The sequence below is a fragment of the Paenibacillus sp. GQ49 genome, from assembly GCF_059759055.1.
Genome location: NZ_JCAXEL010000004.1, coordinates 104,201 through 120,377, shown reverse-complemented (window position 1 = coordinate 120,377; position 16,177 = coordinate 104,201). Strand labels below are relative to the sequence as shown.

Below are 16,177 nucleotides of genomic sequence, written 5' to 3'. Positions count from 1 at the left end.
AGGAGGAGGGCGGAGCTGTTTAGAAAAAAAGACGGTGAGTCGGGAGCCGTAACCCTTTTTTTAATATTAATATTGGCCGGAGTTTATATGTTTGTCGCAATATTTATTGATTACGCTCGTATAGCGGCATTCAAGGTGCAGACCGAACGCATGACTCATGCTGCGATGAGATCCGTCATGTCAGCCTATGACACATCACTCCGGGAGTATGGTTTATTCGGGTATGGGGACAGCAGTGGGGATGCAATTATGGCTAAAGTGTTGAATGATAGCGTAAAGCCTTCAGCTGTAAAAGATGGATTTCCCATTCTGGATATCCAGTGGGATACAACTTCGCTGAGCATGGAGCGTGAACTGGGCAGATACGATATATTTAATCGCCAGATTCAGGAGGATATGAAGTATCGGGCTCCGGTTGATTTTACCCTTGAAGTGATCAATCGGTTCAAACCGATATCAGACGAGATGAAGGAAGCTGCACACACGGTAGACTTGCTGAAAAAATTACAGAAGTTATATGACAAACGTGAAGAATTACTGGATGAAGCCATTGCTAATCAGACGGAATCCGCGGAGAAACTGAAGAATCTTCCGAAGTTGATCATGGACCCGCCTTCACCGGCCATCTATGAAGAGATGCTGGAAGATACACCAGAGACAGCTGCCGAGGCAGCTGCACGTTATGCAGATTATCTGAACAAGAAACAGGCGGATGAGGGACTGCCGTTCAGAGAGCAACAATACATATTGGAACTGGCTCGTTATCGGACTGGTGTTGGTAATGTGGTGACAGGCATCAGCATGATCATACAGCCCGCGTTACAGGCCCATCAAACGAAGCTGGAGGAAGCGCAGTCCAAAATCGAAGAAGCACGCAAGATTAATGAGGAAATGAAACGTGTGATCGCGGAGGGGGAGAACCGTTCGCAGAATGCGAGCTATGACAACGTCGGCAACTCGAATTTGCCTGGGACGAGTCCTGCATCTACTGGATCAGGCACTGAAGCTAAAAGTACACGTTCTCTTGCTTCGGAGCTTGTGAGGGCAGATAGCCTATTTGATCAATTGAAGGCGCGGGTTGTTTCCCAGAATTCAGACTTCTCTAACGTCAGAAGAGACAACATGGAATTGAATACACAGCTTCGCAGTGTCACGGCCATGAGCGGTGTTCCGATTAAACCGGCGGTCAGACAGGCAAGTCAGGTTACGGAACGATATATGGACACCTATGTACGTAGCGGTCCTGCCAATCTCATCCTCCAAAGTAAGCAGCAGCTGGAGAGTGGTCGTGGGTCGGATGCCCAGCGCAAAGCAAATGACAAAGAATCCAAAGGGAAATTGAAGGAAGTCAAACGAATCTTGTCGCAGATTAAGAATGGAAGTTCGGGTTCCATGGACGCTTTCAAACAGTTGGAGGAATATTACAACGCTAATATTTCTTTTAATGAGGCTAGTCGTGAGGAAGCCCAAAAGACAGAGATTGCGGGTGACCCCTACGACTCTGGTGGCGATGCCATGAAGGGAATGGATAGTTTGTTTGGCGGGATGTCCGATCTGCTGGACAGTCTTGGCGACGAATTATTTCAGAATGAATATGCTTTAGCCTATTTCAATTCCATGGATTTTGGTCAGTTATTTACCTGGACTGAAGGTGATGGAGATGCTGGTGATGTTTTCAAACTGGAGAATCAGGAACTGGAGTATATCGTCTACGGGTTTCATAATCCTTCGGGTAATATCGCTGCGGCATATGCGGAGATATTTGGGATGCGGCTGGCAATTCGGACGGCAGAAGGGTTAATTGAGCACAGCAAGCTTGGGAATCCACTTCTGGTATTATCGGCGGCAATCTTATATGGGATTACAAACGCCATCACGGATATGGTGAAACTAGCAAAAGAGGGCAGTGTGGAATTATCCAAGTATATCAAAGTCAAACTGACGTACAGGGACCATCTCCGATTGTTCCTATTGATGCATAGCAACAATGAACGCAAAATGTCCAGAATGCTGGCGCTAATTCGATTGAATACTGGTGTGAATCCAGATGAGAAACAGACGTATGCTTCGGGTAACATGCGTAGTAGCATCAAGCTGTGGTTTTTACCAGGGGTGGTTAGAAGCATAGGTGCAGTTATGGGTAGTGCGGACCAAGTTGAAGATGGGCGATTTTTCATTGAGCGGAAGGCGGATTATTCCTATTGAATAATTAGGATCGTTTCGGTGGAGGGATTATGGATAAGCAGCAACATTATGAAAAAGAAAGCGCACAAAAGCAGATTCGTTTAACAAGAATAATCAGATTGCAGCGTTTGAAGTCTCTCAAAAAGCAGATATGTTCTCCAAAAAAGGAACAGGGTAGCATGGTTCTGGAAGCTTCACTGGTGTTACCTGTCTTTCTATTCTTTATCATGTTTCTCATCTTCATAGTGCAAATGACTCTAATCTCCACAGCGCTACAGAGCACGGCAGGGGAAGCAGTAAAGCAATTGTCAACGAAAATATATCCCGTTTCCCTTGCATTCACACCTTCTGATTCTGCCGGCGGAGAAGGTTCAGGAGGGGGTTGGAAGATACCTGAGTTATCACTTACGGAATGGGCAGAAGGTTATGCTTCTTCTCTACCCGAGCCACTAAGTGATTGGGTACGTTCAGCGGCGGCCAGTGGTGAACAGCCACTACAGGAGATCAAGACATCCGTCTTGGAAACCGTACTTGATCCCACGGTAAAACCGCTGCTTCAACCATTTATCGAGCCAACGCTGCTGAATATGGAACGTGTTCATGTGAATGGTATTTCGATACCTGATCTCAAAAACAAAACAAATCCATATTTCCGACTTGAACTGAGTTATGAATTGCCTATAAAAGTCCCCTTTCTCAGTAAACCGCTTCGGATTCAGGCTGCTGCGGCAGAACGGGTATGGATTGGAGATACCGGAGAAGGATCAGATGGCAGCGCAGGGGACGGGGATACTGCGGGTTCAGCAACGGTACTGTCGAAGCCTGACCCGGCTTACATAGGCAACAATGCAACGATCAAGGTGAAGGTAGAACCAGGAGCGACAGCCAACTTAACGATATTTTACAAGTCAGGTGAAAGTTCTGCGAAGCACATTGGCTGGGCCACCGCAGATGAGAATGGAATTATTGAATGGAACTGGTTTGTAGGTACTCGGACAACCGAAGGAACATGGAGTTTTGTTGTCGAGACAGGGGAAGGTGCCAAGACGGAGACTACGTTTGCAGTGGCCTCCAGAAAATAAGGAAGGGGATGATGGAGGTGGAGTGGTTTTACATTGCCTGTGGCATATACGTCATTGCAGCTTTTATTACAGATATTCGTTCCATGAAAATTCCAAATCGATTGACTTTACCCGTGACTGCTGCAGGCGTATTGGCCCATATCATATGGGGAGGTTGGGATGGTTTCTTGTTCTCAGCCGCTGGATTTGCAGCAGGTTTTGGCATTTTGTTTCTGATGTATGCGATTGGAGCCGTAGGGGCAGGAGATGTGAAATTGTTTGGTGGGATTGGCGCATGGACGGGACTTGCTTTTGGCATTCATGTCATTATTTACTCCGTTTTGTACGCGGGAGCAATTGGTCTAGTGATACTTTTATTCCGTAAAGATTCAGCGAAGAGAATTCGAGGCATGGCAGGTAGTCTTGCAGGTTTTTTTATGCTCGGTTCGCTCAAGCTGGTAAACAAAGAGAAGACATTGAAGTTTCCGTTTATGCTGGCCGTATTGCCCGGGTTTATCACGGTCCTTGTCTCAGGACTTTTCCCTTAAAAAAAGGAGTAGAGAAATTTGAGAATAACAATGGAAAGAGAGGATTGGCATGTATGGATTAACGAGAGATTTTATTCGTAATGGTGGGGCTTTCATGGTTTTGGAGAAAGCAGACGGGTTACGAATGGAGGAATTGAGCCGTGTACAGATGGGGATGTTGTCCTCCAATCAGATTCCGCGACTTCTTCCTGTTCATATTCGGGAAGTTGATCGAAATGTAACTTTGCAGTACGACATATCAGGGTACAAGATGTTGTCCCAGATGTTAAAGTCAAGCAAAATCAAATTGCGTGTTCTATATGGTTTGTTGTTCCAACTAGCCGATGCCTTCACGGAATGCCGACAGTATATGTTGGAGCCTCGTAAATTATTGATCCAGGAAGAGTACTTGTTCATTAACGGTTCATTCGAACAGGGTGAGCTTGGGATGGTATATGTTCCAATCATGGATACAGTTGAAGTTGATCCAACGCCTAAGCAATTCCGTGAACTGGTGATCAGGCTGATGGCACATGTACAGGAACTGCAGGGAGAAGGTATTCAGCGTGTTCTGCAGTTATGTGACAACGAACGCTGGGATATCAGACAGTTGCGAGAGCTTCTGTTGGAATTATACGCTGACGAGCAAGAGAATGGAGGAGGCGCAGCATTTCTCTCGTCCAGAACTTCGGAAACACTCAATGATCCAAGAGGTGATCTTCATTCGTCGATTTCTGAGCGAGATAGCAGGCTAGCCACTGGTACTTCTCGGCCATATCAACCCGGTCCTCCCGTTCAAAATGCTGGTGTGGGACCGCAACTAAATTTCCGTCAGCCGCAGAAAACATATGAAATCGAGGTGGAAGACATTCCGGTGAGATCTCGAACCTTTCCAGGCAGGCGCTCACCTGAGCAAGTTCCATTAGAGAGTTCAAACGGTATGGATAAGAGAGCAAATAACCCGTATGATCCGCTAGAGCGTGTTGATATGGAAGTGGGGGAAAAGCCCGGATCTTCCAAAGTAACTTATATCATATTGGGCTGTATGGTTGCCATGGCATTGATATGGAGATTTATTTACATGGAGCAACCGGGACAGACACAGATGATCCTGTGCATGGTACTGAGCCTTGGCTTGTTTGGTGTAGCAGGATGGACCTGGAAGCGCAAGGAAAACCCTCAGAATAACGCAGAGAATAAGCGTTCTTTTTCATTCAATTTAGGTAAGAACAAAGGCAAGCGAACGGAAGATGATGAGGAACAATTTCAGGAAAGTTGGCGCTGGAATACAGCTGAAAGGCCAGTGGAACGCATAAACCAAACGGTTGCATCCGCCTCAGAAGGTGGTAGCGAGCATTCCCGTTTTCAAAATTTGCATATGGCATCTGAACACTCCGAACCACCGTTCGTTCAACGCCATGTGGAAACGGTAGCTTCAACTTCAGAGCTAATTCGACAGGATGCAGTTGCAGAGGCAACCGTGAATTTGCAGAATCTGAGTGGAGGTAATGTTACAGGGGCAGGCCCGGTGATGGCGTCTTATTATCTTGAACGAAGATCGGGAAGCAGTGACCAACATGAACGGATGGATGTGCAAGGAGCATCTTTTGTGATCGGAAGATCAGCAGACATGGTTCAGTGGGTGGACACAGCGACCGGGGTGTCCCGTGCTCATGTGGAATTGAGCCGGAACAAATCGGGCTATGTGATTAAGGATCTGGGTTCCGTCAATGGAACCATTCTTCAGGGCAATATTCTTGCTCCGTATAAGGAGTATCCATTGGCGGATGGAGACACATTTACACTTGCGGAATCAGTCTACACTTATCGGTCGGTTGGATAAGGCATAGTTTAATCAGTCAGATAAGCCGCGGTGCTTCAGATCTTCAAGAGCCTGTGTTAATGTTGGGAAGGTGAACTGGAATCCGTGGTCGAGAGCTTTTTGCGGAATGACTCTCTGCCCCTGAAGCACGACAACGGATAGTTCTCCGACCAAGGTTTTAATTAGGAAGCTGGGTACGGGGAACCAATGAGGGCGATGATACACCTTGCCCACCGTGCGACCGAATTCATCATTGGTGACAGGGATTGGTGAGGAAGCATTGACCGGACCTGACACTTGTTTATTTTGAATGCTAAAATCAATGAGTCTTACGATATCCATAATGTGAATCCAGCTAGTCCATTGCTTGCCACTGCCGATCTTGCCACCAACACCCAGCATGTAAGGAAGTTTCATCAATGGAAAAGCCCCTCTTTTATGTCCAAGAACCAGACTTACCCGAATTTTAACGAGTCTTACATTTTTGATTGCATCTGCAGCAACTTCCCATTGTTCCGAGACCCGGGAAGGGAAATTCATTGATTTTTGCGGACTATTCTCGTCAAAGGTTTCGTTAGGGGAGGTTCCATAGATGGCCATGGCCGAAGCCTGAACAACCACTTCCGGTTTTTGTTCCAGGGATTCTACCAATCGGGCTACCCGCGCTACAGTCGTGACTCTGGATTCAACAATCTCCAGCTTCGCCTTGGTTGTCCAACGTTGATTCAGCGTTTCTCCGGCAAGGTTAACGAGAGCGTCCATACCTTCCAGCAAGTGAGGTTGTTCTTCGACTTGTTCCCACGATATATATGTAAGATTATTACTTGGATTATGCAAGTCAGGCAGTTTTCGTGTAATAACTTTTACATGGTGCCCGGCTTGCAGCCAGTAATCTACAAGTGCTCCTCCCACAAATCCGGTACCTCCACAAATGGCAATTTTCATATCAAACATCCTTTCTGTATTTTCACTGCGCTGATATATACCGTTGGATCGACAAACAGCCCCGTACGGTAAGTAATGCCTGTTGGGAACAACTTACCTGACGGAGCATATCTGTATCTAATTAACCAAATCTATATGCCACTTAACTCATCTTTTATTTTATTTAATCAAATGTTGATAAGGGGAATAATCGATTTTGTTTTTCTCCAAAAATTTTACCAAAAACTTATTATCCCGCTTCGGTGTGGCAATAATGTATCCTTTAATGCAATGATCTCTCGATACTTCCGTGGCATTGTCTTCGACTGCAATCTTACCGATCTCTGCAGCAATGGAATGTTTGGCGATGTCACGAAATGGCCCGGGCACAGGCTCCACTAGTTGATCCAAAAAAGCTTTGGCTTCATCTGTCCATAAGTGACGGCTGGCTTCAACCCAATAATTCTGCCAATCCAGTTTGGACTTTCCGTCTGCTTTTGGTAGCACTTTCAAAAACTTGCGCATCATGAAAAATCCACCGATACACATGCTGCCTAGCAATAAAAAAGTCCAGAATGCGATCGTATTCATAAACCAATTGCTGGGGGAATAGCTGTTCAGTATTATCGCGTAGGAGTCGAAAATCATTGCGGAGTCACCTCGGTTCATTGATTTTCACGGAAAGACGGATTCCGCCTACCCATGTTCCACATATTAGCTGTAAAAAATAGCCTCTATCCCGAATTATAGCGCATTTCTAGATTTATTTCGATAATCGCGTTAGAATAAGGGATAATTCAGATTAAGGGGGATCAATAATGCTGAAAATCGGCTCCCACGTGTCCTTTTCGGACAAGGGATTATTGAGTGCAACGAAGGAAGCGTCTTCGTACGGTTCCAGTTCGTTTATGATATATACGGGTGCACCACAGAATACACGTCGCAAGCCAATTGAATCCATGTATATTGAAGAAGGCAAACTTGCCATGCAAGAGGGTGGAATGGAAGATATCGTTGTCCATGCACCGTACATTGTTAATCTTGGCTCATACAAAGATAATACGTTTAGACTGGCTGTAGATTTCCTTCAGGAAGAGATTCGTCGGACACATGCTATTGGTGTGAAGAACATCGTATTACATCCCGGCGCATTTACAGACAAAGATGCCCACTATGGGATCGGACGGATCGCAGAAGGATTGAATGAAGTGCTGGAGGGTGTGAAAGACACGGATGTGAACATCGCTCTGGAGACCATGGCTGGCAAAGGTACGGAGATGGGTCGCAGTTTCGAAGAGATCGCTCAGATTATCGAGAAAGTAACATATAACGAGCGCCTGACTGTGTGTATGGATACATGCCACATTCATGATGCCGGATATGATATCGTTAATGATTTTGACGGTGTACTGGAACAATTCGATCGTACGGTAGGACTTGACCGCATTGCCGTAATGCATATTAATGATAGTAAGAATGCTGTGGGTGCGCACAAGGACCGTCATACACCAATTGGCTCTGGCTGGATCGGGTTTGAGGCGATTAACCGCATCGTCAACCATGAGAAGCTTCAAGGACGTCCATTTATTCTGGAGACACCTTGGATTGGTAAAGAGGCCAAGACACAGCGTCCAATGTATGAGGTGGAGATTGCGCTGCTTCGTGGGGATGTTGCCGGTCGATTCGGCCAGGAATTCCTGACAGAAGTAGAACAGTTGCAACACTTTTTCAAAGGTAAAGAGATTGAGTCTCGTTCGTATATTCTGGATGTGTGGACGTTGCTCAAAAATGATGCCAAAGCCAAAAAGGCAGATCCGCGCGAACCGCTGGAACGTCTCTATGACATGGTGACTGAAGCTGCATTGTTCCCGCATTTGAATGAAGAACAACTGAATCATCGCTTGATTGCATGGCTTGCGGGTTAATCCCGCAGGTCATGGCTTAATTGAAGGAGGAAGAATAACCCGATGGAGATCCACGCTAAACAAGTACGCCCTGATTCTAAAAACCGCGCCGATCGTGCGCGCATGCTTATTTCCTGTCCGGATGGTCCAGGAATTGTAGCTGCCGTCTCTCACTTCCTGCACCAGCATGGTGCAAACATTGTTCAGTCGGACCAGTACACCATGGACCCTGCTGGCGGCATGTTCTTTATGCGGATTGAGTTTGATCTTCCGCAATTGTTGGTCAATTTGCCGAAACTGGAAGCTGATTTTGCAGAAGTAGCAAGCCGTTTTCAGATGGAATGGACGTTATCTGCGGTTAGCCGCAAGAAGAAACTGGCTATCTTTGTATCCAAAGAAGATCATTGTCTGGTTGAACTGTTGTGGCAATGGCAGGCAGGCGACCTGGATGCCGATATTGCTCTTGTGGTCAGCAACCATCTGGACATGAAGGATTATGTAGAATCATTTGGCATTCCATATCATCATATTCCGGTAACAGCAGATACGAAGAAAGAAGCAGAACAGCGTCAACTGGACGTCATCGGCAACGATGTGGATGTGATCATTCTGGCTCGTTATATGCAGATTATCTCTCCGATGTTCATTGAGCACTACCGCAATCGTATCATTAATATTCACCATTCGTTCCTGCCAGCCTTTGTGGGTGGTAAACCGTATGCGCAAGCGTATAACCGCGGTGTTAAAATTATCGGTGCGACAGCGCACTATGTTACGGAAGAACTGGATGGCGGCCCGATTATTGAACAGGACGTGCAGCGAGTTAGCCACGGGGACGATGTAACCGAGCTGAAGCGTATTGGACGTACCATTGAGCGTGTTGTGCTTGCACGTGCCGTGAAATGGCACGTCGAAGACCGTGTTCTTGTTCACGAAAATAAAACCGTTGTATTTTAAGCTCACGCTTTAATACTGCGCAAGGTTGATTCGGAACCACGCAATAGATTATCTAAAAAGCGACCCCAATTCGTTTACGAAACGGGAGTCGTTTTTTTTGTTGTGCTGATATACTTTCCGCACAAACCAAGCACAATACCAAATAGCAGATGTCCTGCAATCCAGCAGAGGATGGCGGTCACATCGTACAGGTTCGGCACACGTGGCGATAGTTGAGAGAGTGGGATGTAGAGCAGTGACGAGACTGAACCAAGTAAAATTCCTTTGATCATAGGGCGGCCTGAATGCCTTACCCACCACAGATAGAAGATACCGATGACAACGGACACGATGAGATGCAAAGCAAATTCAATGAATTCGGGTAAGGTTGGCGGAAGACCAGGCACAAAATCAATATTCAGCAGCAGGGTATATACTTGTTCACCTGTGATGGCCTGAATCATTTTGAGGAAAAATCCCAGGACAACTCCCGAGAGAATTCCCGTTAAAATACCGGATAGCCAGGGTAATGATTGTTTTACCGATGTTGATGGGTGAGCAGCAGGATCTGGCATGACCGTGACCTCCTATGATTGACGCGTGTACATCTGAAAAGTAAACTACAGCCAAATTTCGTAATCCATATTCAGGAACATTATATGTGAATTGAGGATGAATATCTAAAAAATGCATGGTTTTCAGGTTAAAGGTTATACTTCATGCGATGGATTTGTGAGGCTCCTTAAGTCTGCTTTTGGAATTTAGTACCTTTTAAAGTACGATTTTTGCTTGATTGGCCAAGGATTATTCATCACAAACAATCGATTTTTCATGAACTTCTCAAAGAAGGTTATGGAAAAGCTTCACGCCAAGTGATACAATACAAAAGTGAATAAGTCAAAATGAAACACTCAAGCGGATTCACTTATTGTGAAATTCGGTTTGCTTGTATGATGAGAGGGATTCGCTTGCGCACCCGACTTATCTAAAGACATGAGGAGGACAAACCATGACTGACAAGAACGAAGCGATTCAAAAGGACGAGAACACTACAATCGACAACCTGTCGATTACTACCGTACGTACTTTGGCGATTGATGCAATTGAGAAGGCAAATTCGGGACATCCGGGTATGCCTATGGGCTCCGCTCCAATGGGGTACCAACTTTTTGCAAAAACGATGACTCATAACCCGGACCACCCAACTTGGGTTAACCGGGACCGTTTTGTCCTGTCTGCAGGACATGGCTCCATGTTGCTGTACAGCTTGCTGCACCTGAGCGGATATGATCTTCCAATGGAAGAACTGAAACAGTTCCGTCAATGGGGAAGCAAAACTCCGGGTCACCCGGAATTCGGACATACTGCAGGTGTTGATGCAACAACTGGCCCACTGGGTCAAGGTATTGCAATGGCTGTAGGTATGGCGATGGCTGAAGCTCAACTGGGCGCAACATACAATAAAGACAAATTCAACGTAGTTGACCACTACACTTACGCAATCTGTGGTGATGGCGACTTGATGGAAGGCGTATCTCATGAATCAGCTTCCCTAGCTGGACGTTTGCACCTGGGCAAACTGATCATGTTGTTCGACTCCAATGACATCACGTTGGATGGTAAACTGGATCTGTCTTCTTCCGAAAGCATCGCGAAGCGGTTTGAAGCTTATGGCTGGCAAGTGCTGCGCGTTGAAGATGGTAACGATCTGCCTGCAATCGAAAAAGCAATTCAGGAAGGTCAAGCAGATACACTGCGTCCTACACTGATCGAAGTTAAAACGGTTATTGGTTATGGTAGCCCGAACAAACAAGGTAAAGGCGGCCACGGCGGTACTCACGGATCTCCACTGGGTGCAGACGAAGCCAAATTGACGAAAGAGTATTACAAATGGGTTTACGAAGAAAACTTCCACGTACCAGCTGAAGTTCGCGATCACTTTGCACAAGTGAAAGATCGTGGTATCTCTGCTAACAAAGCTTGGGATGAGAAATTTGCCGAGTACAAAAAAGCTTTCCCTGAGCTGGCAGCTCAATTCGAAACAGCGATTAACGGCGACCTTCCAGAAGGTTGGGACCGTGATCTTCCTAAATATGCAGCAACAGACAAAGCTCTTTCCACTCGTGTAGCGTCCGGTAACGCTCTGAACGGTCTGGCGCACAACGTGCCACAACTGACAGGTGGATCTGCTGACTTGGAAAGCTCCACAATGACTCACTTGAACAACCTGGAGAACTTCACACCTGAAGATTACTCCGGCCGTAACATCTACTTCGGTATCCGTGAATTCGGTATGGCTGGAGCAATGAACGGTATGGCACTACACAGCGGTGTGAAAGTATTCGGAGGTACGTTCTTCGTATTTACCGATTACCTGCGTCCGGCTGTTCGTCTGGCTGCCCTGATGGGATTGCCTGTAACGTATGTTCTGACTCACGACAGTATCGCTGTTGGTGAAGACGGTCCTACGCACGAACCGATCGAGCAATTGGCATCCCTGCGTATCATTCCTAACCTGACGGTTATTCGTCCGGCTGACGGTAATGAAACTTCGGCTGCTTGGGCTTACGCGCTTGAGAACAAGAGCAACCCGGTTGCACTCGTACTCACTCGTCAAAACCTGCCGATCCTGGAAGGTACGGTTGAAGGTTCACGTGAGAACGTGAAACGTGGTGCTTATGTTGTCTCTGATGCAAAAGATGGCAAAGCGGTAGCACAAATTATCGCTACAGGTTCTGAAGTGCAATTGGCTGTTAAAGCTCAAGCAGCACTTGCTGAACAAGGCATCCAAGTTCGCGTAATCAGCATGCCAAGCTGGGATCTGTTCGAGAAACAAGACAAAGCTTACAAAGAGTCCGTTCTTCTTCCGGATGTTAAAGCTCGTCTTGCGATTGAAATGGCTTATCCAATGGGCTGGGAGAAATATGTTGGAGATCAAGGTGACATTCTCGGAATCAGCACATTTGGTGCATCCGCGCCTGGCGACCGTGTTATCCAAGAATATGGCTTTACAGTGGATAACGTGGTTAGCCGCGTAAAAGCATTGCTGTAATAGAGGTTGTTCAAAAAGTCTGCTTTTGATTACGAAGGATGCCTCACGGCGTCATCAGCGTCGAAGATGGGATTCAGCCGAAATGTCCGTTGCTCACGTAGTTTTCTCCTACGCTCCGCTACTCCATTTCTAGCTTCATCCCATCTTCTCGGTACTGAAAACCTGACTTTTTGAACACGCAATTATAGCTTCATAAGCGCTGCTGTGGTTGGGAGGGCGTCATGCTGTCCTGATCCATGGCAGTAGTTATTTCCGCAGAGCATGGGCGGTAACTTGTTATCGCCCTGATCTGTTTTGCCTTTTGTTTTCATTAACTTCAGGGGAGCGGGTACGCATGTCACAATTCGATCAAGTCAGTGTAGTGAAAGAGGCCAACATTTATTATGATGGTCAGGTAACCAGCAGAACGGTTATTTTGGGGGATGGCAGCAAAGTGACTCTGGGTATCATGCTTCCAGGCAGTTATGAGTTCGGTACGGATTCCCGTGAAATTATGGAGATTCTGTCCGGAGATCTGAAAGTATTGCTTCCCGGAGAAGAAGAATGGCAAGAGATTCAAGGCCAAGCTACGTTCCACGTGCCTGCCGAATCCAAATTTAAACTGGAGATACGCAGCGTTACTGACTACGTCTGCTCGTACCCGGCGGAATAACATAAGAAGGGTAAGCAGAACCGCAACCCGCGGATTCGGTTTACCCTTTTTGCTTCTTGAATTCTAACGACAAAGTTCGAGCTGCAAGCTTGTCAGCCCCGTGGATTTGAAGTATCCTTAAGGCAAGTTGTTTAGAATGGAATACGGATATGGAAAAAATATAACCGAAATCAGGAGGTTTTTGAGATCATGGCAAAAAAAGTGACATTTGACTATAGCACGGCATTGCAATTTGTAAATCAGCACGAAGTGGATTATTTCGCAGAACCGATTCGTCTGGCTCACGAGCAGCTTCACAACGGAACAGGAACAGGCTCCGATTACCTGGGCTGGATTGACCTGCCAACGGCTTATGACAAAGAAGAGTTCGCCCGCATTCAAAAAGCGGCTGCCAAAATTCAAAGCGACTCCGAAGTACTGATCGTTATCGGTATCGGTGGATCATACCTGGGTGCACGTGCAGCGATTGAAATGCTGACCCACTCTTTCTATAACAATCTGCCAAAAGACAAACGCAAAACGCCTGAAATCTATTTTGCAGGAAACAATATCAGTTCCACATATGTAACTCATTTGCTGGATCTGGTTGAAGGCAAAGATTTCTCCGTCAACGTCATCTCCAAATCCGGTACTACAACAGAGCCGGCAATTGCTTTCCGTATCTTCCGTGCAGCACTGGAAGAGAAATATGGTAAAGAAGAAGCTCGCAAACGCATCTATGCTACAACAGACAAAGCACGTGGTGCATTGAAAGAACTGGCAAATGCAGAAGGATACGAATCTTTCATTATCCCGGATGATGTAGGTGGACGTTACTCCGTTCTGACAGCTGTAGGTTTGCTGCCAATCGCAGCAGCGGGTATCAGCATCGAAGAAATGATGCAAGGTGCGGCTGACGCATCCAAAGAATACAGCAACCCGAATGTAGCTGAGAATGAAGCATATCAATATGCTGCTGTTCGTAACGCATTGTATCGCAAAGGCAAAGGAACTGAGATTCTTGTAAACTATGAGCCTTCCCTGCACTTCGTATCCGAGTGGTGGAAACAACTGTTTGGAGAGAGTGAAGGTAAAGACTACAAAGGGATCTATCCTGCATCCGTTGATTTCTCTACAGACTTGCACTCCATGGGTCAATTCATTCAGGAAGGTAGCCGGAATATTTTCGAAACTGTTATCCAGGTTACTGAAGTTGCTGAGCATATCTCAATCAAATCCGATCCGGACGATCTGGATGGTTTGAACTTCCTTGAAGGCAAAACTATGGACTTTGTTAACAAAAAAGCATTCCAGGGAACACTGCTTGCACATACAGATGGTCAAGTACCAAATCTGATTGTGAACATTCCAGATATGACTCCATATTCTTTCGGATATCTGGTATACTTCTTTGAAAAAGCATGCGGTATCAGTGGCTACCTGCTGGGCGTCAATCCATTTGACCAACCAGGCGTGGAAGCTTACAAGAAAAATATGTTCGCATTGCTGGGCAAACCAGGCTTTGAAGAAGAGAAAGCAGCGCTCGAAGCGAGACTTTCCGAATAATTCATCGGTCTGCTCATATAGTTGAATAAGGTAATGTAAATCTAACCGGGAATCACTGTTCGTGTAAGATGCAGGGTTCCCGGATGTAGATAACCAGGGCAGTTCGTCCGCGTTCGCGCGGTGAACTGCTTTCTTGTAAAATGGACTCAGGAAAAGATCAGAAAGTTGGATTTAGGATGATTGAACGTTATCGCACGGTTCGAGGACCGGGCAATCTGGAAATTGTAATCAAGAAGTCGCGATTTATCGGTCATATTATGCCGGTCACGACAGAGGAAGAGGCTGTTGCCTTCATCGATGAGATCAAGAAAAAACATTGGAATGCAACTCATAACTGCTCTGCATACATGATTGGGGAGCGGGACGAGATCCAGAAGCAATCCGATGATGGTGAACCCAGCGGAACAGCAGGGAAACCCATTCTTGAAGTGATCAAAAATCAGAAATTAAAAAATGTGGCAATTGTGGTTACGCGATACTTCGGGGGAATTATGCTTGGAGCTGGCGGGTTAATTCGTGCTTATACGGATGGAGCTGTAGCAGCCATTGAAGCCGGAGAAGCCATTACCAACGTGTTGCATCGTGAAGTGTTTGTTGAACTGGATTATACGTGGCTGGGTAAAGTGGAAAATGAGTTAAGAAGCCGGGAAGTCCGTACAGGTGAAACTGGATTCACCGATAAGGTTACGTTGACTTGTCTTCCGCCGGATAGTGAAACCGAGGCATTTATAGCCTGGATCATGGATTTGACGCAAGGGCAATCCCGGATCACGGAGGGACAGCGGCTTTATTTTATTGAAGGGGAATAAAATATATGGCTAGAAGAGCAGTCGAACAGGAGTTGTCGAGGGAGCGGATACTGGAGGCGGCGAGGCACCTTTTTATTACCAAAGGATACCGCGCCATTTCGATGCGAAGCATCGGCCAGCATCTGGGCTATAGTCATGGGTCGCTGTATTATCACTTTAAGGAAAAGGCAGAGCTGTTCTATGCCATCGTGGTTGAAGATTTTAATCATCTGGGGCATTTGCTACTGCAAGCCATGGTCAGGCCGGTTCGTGATGATGTGAGCAAGGTAGAGCACATTATGATGGAGTTTATTCGCTTTGGTCTGGAGAATCCATACCAATACGAAATTATGTTTATGATCAGGGATGAAGAACTGTTGTCTTATTGTCGTACCGAACAGGGACGTTGCTTCGAATTGTTTGCATCGATTATAAGGCAGTATATGAATGAAGAGAACTGTACGGAAGAGGACATTCAAAGGGTACCGCGTACGCTATTTTTGGCTATGCACGGATTCATTTCTTATTACATTCAGGACCGTTTAACGTTTGTGGAGATTGAATCGTCTGCGCTGTCTCATGTCAAAGTGCTGTGCCGCAATCTGGGTCAGCAGCCTGGCGACCAATAATGGCGCTGTTGTTGCACCCCTACACTTCAGGGCGGTGATTTGTCATAACTTTAATTCTTTATAACGTTGTCTCGCGAAAGTTAATGTGCGCAGCAGACCAAGTCAGGCGACTCCGACCCGGAATGAGGGTGGACCGCCTGTTTGTGTTTGCAA

General features: G+C 46.3%; 14 protein-coding genes. 11 read left to right on the top strand and 3 right to left on the bottom strand.

All coding sequences use genetic code 11. From position 1 onward, the window contains the following. The first annotated feature begins 87 nt into the window (after nt 1-87). From AC6CIF_RS09835 to AC6CIF_RS09820, 4 genes are all read left to right on the top strand, one after another. Complete coding sequence (locus AC6CIF_RS09835; protein WP_498199370.1) at nt 88-2,205, top strand: hypothetical protein; 2,118 nt, start codon at nt 88-90, stop codon at nt 2,203-2,205. A gap of 29 nt (nt 2,206-2,234) precedes the next feature. Beyond that, a complete protein-coding gene (locus AC6CIF_RS09830) occupies nt 2,235-3,266 on the top strand; it encodes a pilus assembly protein (protein ID WP_498199369.1) in 1,032 nt (343 codons plus the stop codon). An 11-nt stretch (nt 3,267-3,277) separates the two neighbouring features. Next, nucleotides 3,278-3,793, top strand: a complete 516-nt coding sequence (locus tag AC6CIF_RS09825; protein WP_498199690.1) for an A24 family peptidase — start codon at nt 3,278-3,280, stop codon at nt 3,791-3,793. A 94-nt stretch (nt 3,794-3,887) separates the two neighbouring features. Next, nucleotides 3,888-5,615 carry a DUF6382 domain-containing protein gene (locus tag AC6CIF_RS09820; protein WP_498199367.1) on the top strand — a complete coding sequence of 576 codons (1,728 nt, stop codon included), beginning with the start codon at nt 3,888-3,890 and terminating at the stop codon, nt 5,613-5,615. 12 nt (nt 5,616-5,627) lie between these two features. Here AC6CIF_RS09820 and AC6CIF_RS09815 read toward each other — a convergent pair whose 3' ends face one another. Beyond that, on the bottom strand, nt 5,628-6,539 hold the full coding sequence (locus AC6CIF_RS09815) for a TIGR01777 family oxidoreductase (protein WP_498199365.1): 912 nt from the start codon (nt 6,537-6,539) through the stop codon (nt 5,628-5,630). Nucleotides 6,540-6,698: 159 nt separating this feature from the next. Next, entirely contained in the window at nt 6,699-7,166 is a 468-nt protein-coding gene (locus AC6CIF_RS09810) for a DUF2621 domain-containing protein (RefSeq protein ID WP_036610792.1), read from the bottom strand. Nucleotides 7,167-7,336: 170 nt separating this feature from the next. Here AC6CIF_RS09810 and AC6CIF_RS09805 point away from each other — a divergent pair, with 170 nt between their 5' ends. Next, nucleotides 7,337-8,443, top strand: coding sequence for a deoxyribonuclease IV (locus tag AC6CIF_RS09805; protein ID WP_498199363.1), 1,107 nt, complete (start codon nt 7,337-7,339; stop codon nt 8,441-8,443). Nucleotides 8,444-8,485: 42 nt separating this feature from the next. Further along, nucleotides 8,486-9,379, top strand: a complete 894-nt coding sequence (gene purU, locus AC6CIF_RS09800) for a formyltetrahydrofolate deformylase (RefSeq protein WP_017689986.1) — start codon at nt 8,486-8,488, stop codon at nt 9,377-9,379. 74 nt (nt 9,380-9,453) lie between these two features. Here purU and AC6CIF_RS09795 read toward each other — a convergent pair whose 3' ends face one another. Beyond that, on the bottom strand, nt 9,454-9,933 hold the full coding sequence (locus AC6CIF_RS09795) for a hypothetical protein (protein ID WP_498199361.1): 480 nt from the start codon (nt 9,931-9,933) through the stop codon (nt 9,454-9,456). A gap of 434 nt (nt 9,934-10,367) precedes the next feature. On the opposite strand from AC6CIF_RS09795, the gene tkt reads away from it, so the two are divergent. From tkt to AC6CIF_RS09770, 5 genes are all read left to right on the top strand, one after another. Beyond that, a complete protein-coding gene (gene tkt, locus AC6CIF_RS09790) occupies nt 10,368-12,410 on the top strand; it encodes a transketolase (protein ID WP_036610788.1) in 2,043 nt (680 codons plus the stop codon). A 334-nt stretch (nt 12,411-12,744) separates the two neighbouring features. After that, the gene (gene ppnP / locus AC6CIF_RS09785) at nt 12,745-13,062 is read left to right on the top strand and encodes a pyrimidine/purine nucleoside phosphorylase (RefSeq protein WP_017689983.1); all 318 of its coding nucleotides are present in this window, start codon (nt 12,745-12,747) and stop codon (nt 13,060-13,062) included. Nucleotides 13,063-13,251: 189 nt separating this feature from the next. Then, a complete protein-coding gene (locus tag AC6CIF_RS09780; RefSeq protein WP_017689982.1) occupies nt 13,252-14,607 on the top strand; it encodes a glucose-6-phosphate isomerase in 1,356 nt (451 codons plus the stop codon). A 176-nt stretch (nt 14,608-14,783) separates the two neighbouring features. After that, complete coding sequence (locus AC6CIF_RS09775) at nt 14,784-15,416, top strand: YigZ family protein (protein WP_498199358.1); 633 nt, start codon at nt 14,784-14,786, stop codon at nt 15,414-15,416. 5 nt (nt 15,417-15,421) lie between these two features. Then, the gene (locus AC6CIF_RS09770; RefSeq protein ID WP_076209447.1) at nt 15,422-16,024 is read left to right on the top strand and encodes a TetR/AcrR family transcriptional regulator; all 603 of its coding nucleotides are present in this window, start codon (nt 15,422-15,424) and stop codon (nt 16,022-16,024) included. Nucleotides 16,025-16,177 lie beyond the last annotated feature (153 nt).

Bases quoted from the DNA above. Each gene is read 5' to 3' on its own strand.
- purU (WP_017689986.1), top strand. From the start codon at position 8,486: ATGGAGATCCACGCTAAACAAGTACGCCCTGATTCTAAAAACCGCGCC.
- AC6CIF_RS09830 (WP_498199369.1), top strand. From the start codon at position 2,235: ATGGATAAGCAGCAACATTATGAAAAAGAAAGCGCACAAAAGCAGATT.
- AC6CIF_RS09825 (WP_498199690.1), top strand. From the start codon at position 3,278: ATGGAGGTGGAGTGGTTTTACATTGCCTGTGGCATATACGTCATTGCA.
- AC6CIF_RS09780 (WP_017689982.1), top strand. From the start codon at position 13,252: ATGGCAAAAAAAGTGACATTTGACTATAGCACGGCATTGCAATTTGTA.
- AC6CIF_RS09820 (WP_498199367.1), top strand. From the start codon at position 3,888: ATGGTTTTGGAGAAAGCAGACGGGTTACGAATGGAGGAATTGAGCCGT.
- AC6CIF_RS09775 (WP_498199358.1), top strand. From the start codon at position 14,784: ATGATTGAACGTTATCGCACGGTTCGAGGACCGGGCAATCTGGAAATT.
- AC6CIF_RS09810 (WP_036610792.1), bottom strand. From the start codon at position 7,166: ATGATTTTCGACTCCTACGCGATAATACTGAACAGCTATTCCCCCAGC.
- AC6CIF_RS09805 (WP_498199363.1), top strand. From the start codon at position 7,337: ATGCTGAAAATCGGCTCCCACGTGTCCTTTTCGGACAAGGGATTATTG.
- AC6CIF_RS09795 (WP_498199361.1), bottom strand. From the start codon at position 9,933: ATGCCAGATCCTGCTGCTCACCCATCAACATCGGTAAAACAATCATTA.
- AC6CIF_RS09770 (WP_076209447.1), top strand. From the start codon at position 15,422: ATGGCTAGAAGAGCAGTCGAACAGGAGTTGTCGAGGGAGCGGATACTG.
- ppnP (WP_017689983.1), top strand. From the start codon at position 12,745: ATGTCACAATTCGATCAAGTCAGTGTAGTGAAAGAGGCCAACATTTAT.
- AC6CIF_RS09835 (WP_498199370.1), top strand. From the start codon at position 88: ATGTTTGTCGCAATATTTATTGATTACGCTCGTATAGCGGCATTCAAG.
- tkt (WP_036610788.1), top strand. From the start codon at position 10,368: ATGACTGACAAGAACGAAGCGATTCAAAAGGACGAGAACACTACAATC.
- AC6CIF_RS09815 (WP_498199365.1), bottom strand. From the start codon at position 6,539: ATGAAAATTGCCATTTGTGGAGGTACCGGATTTGTGGGAGGAGCACTT.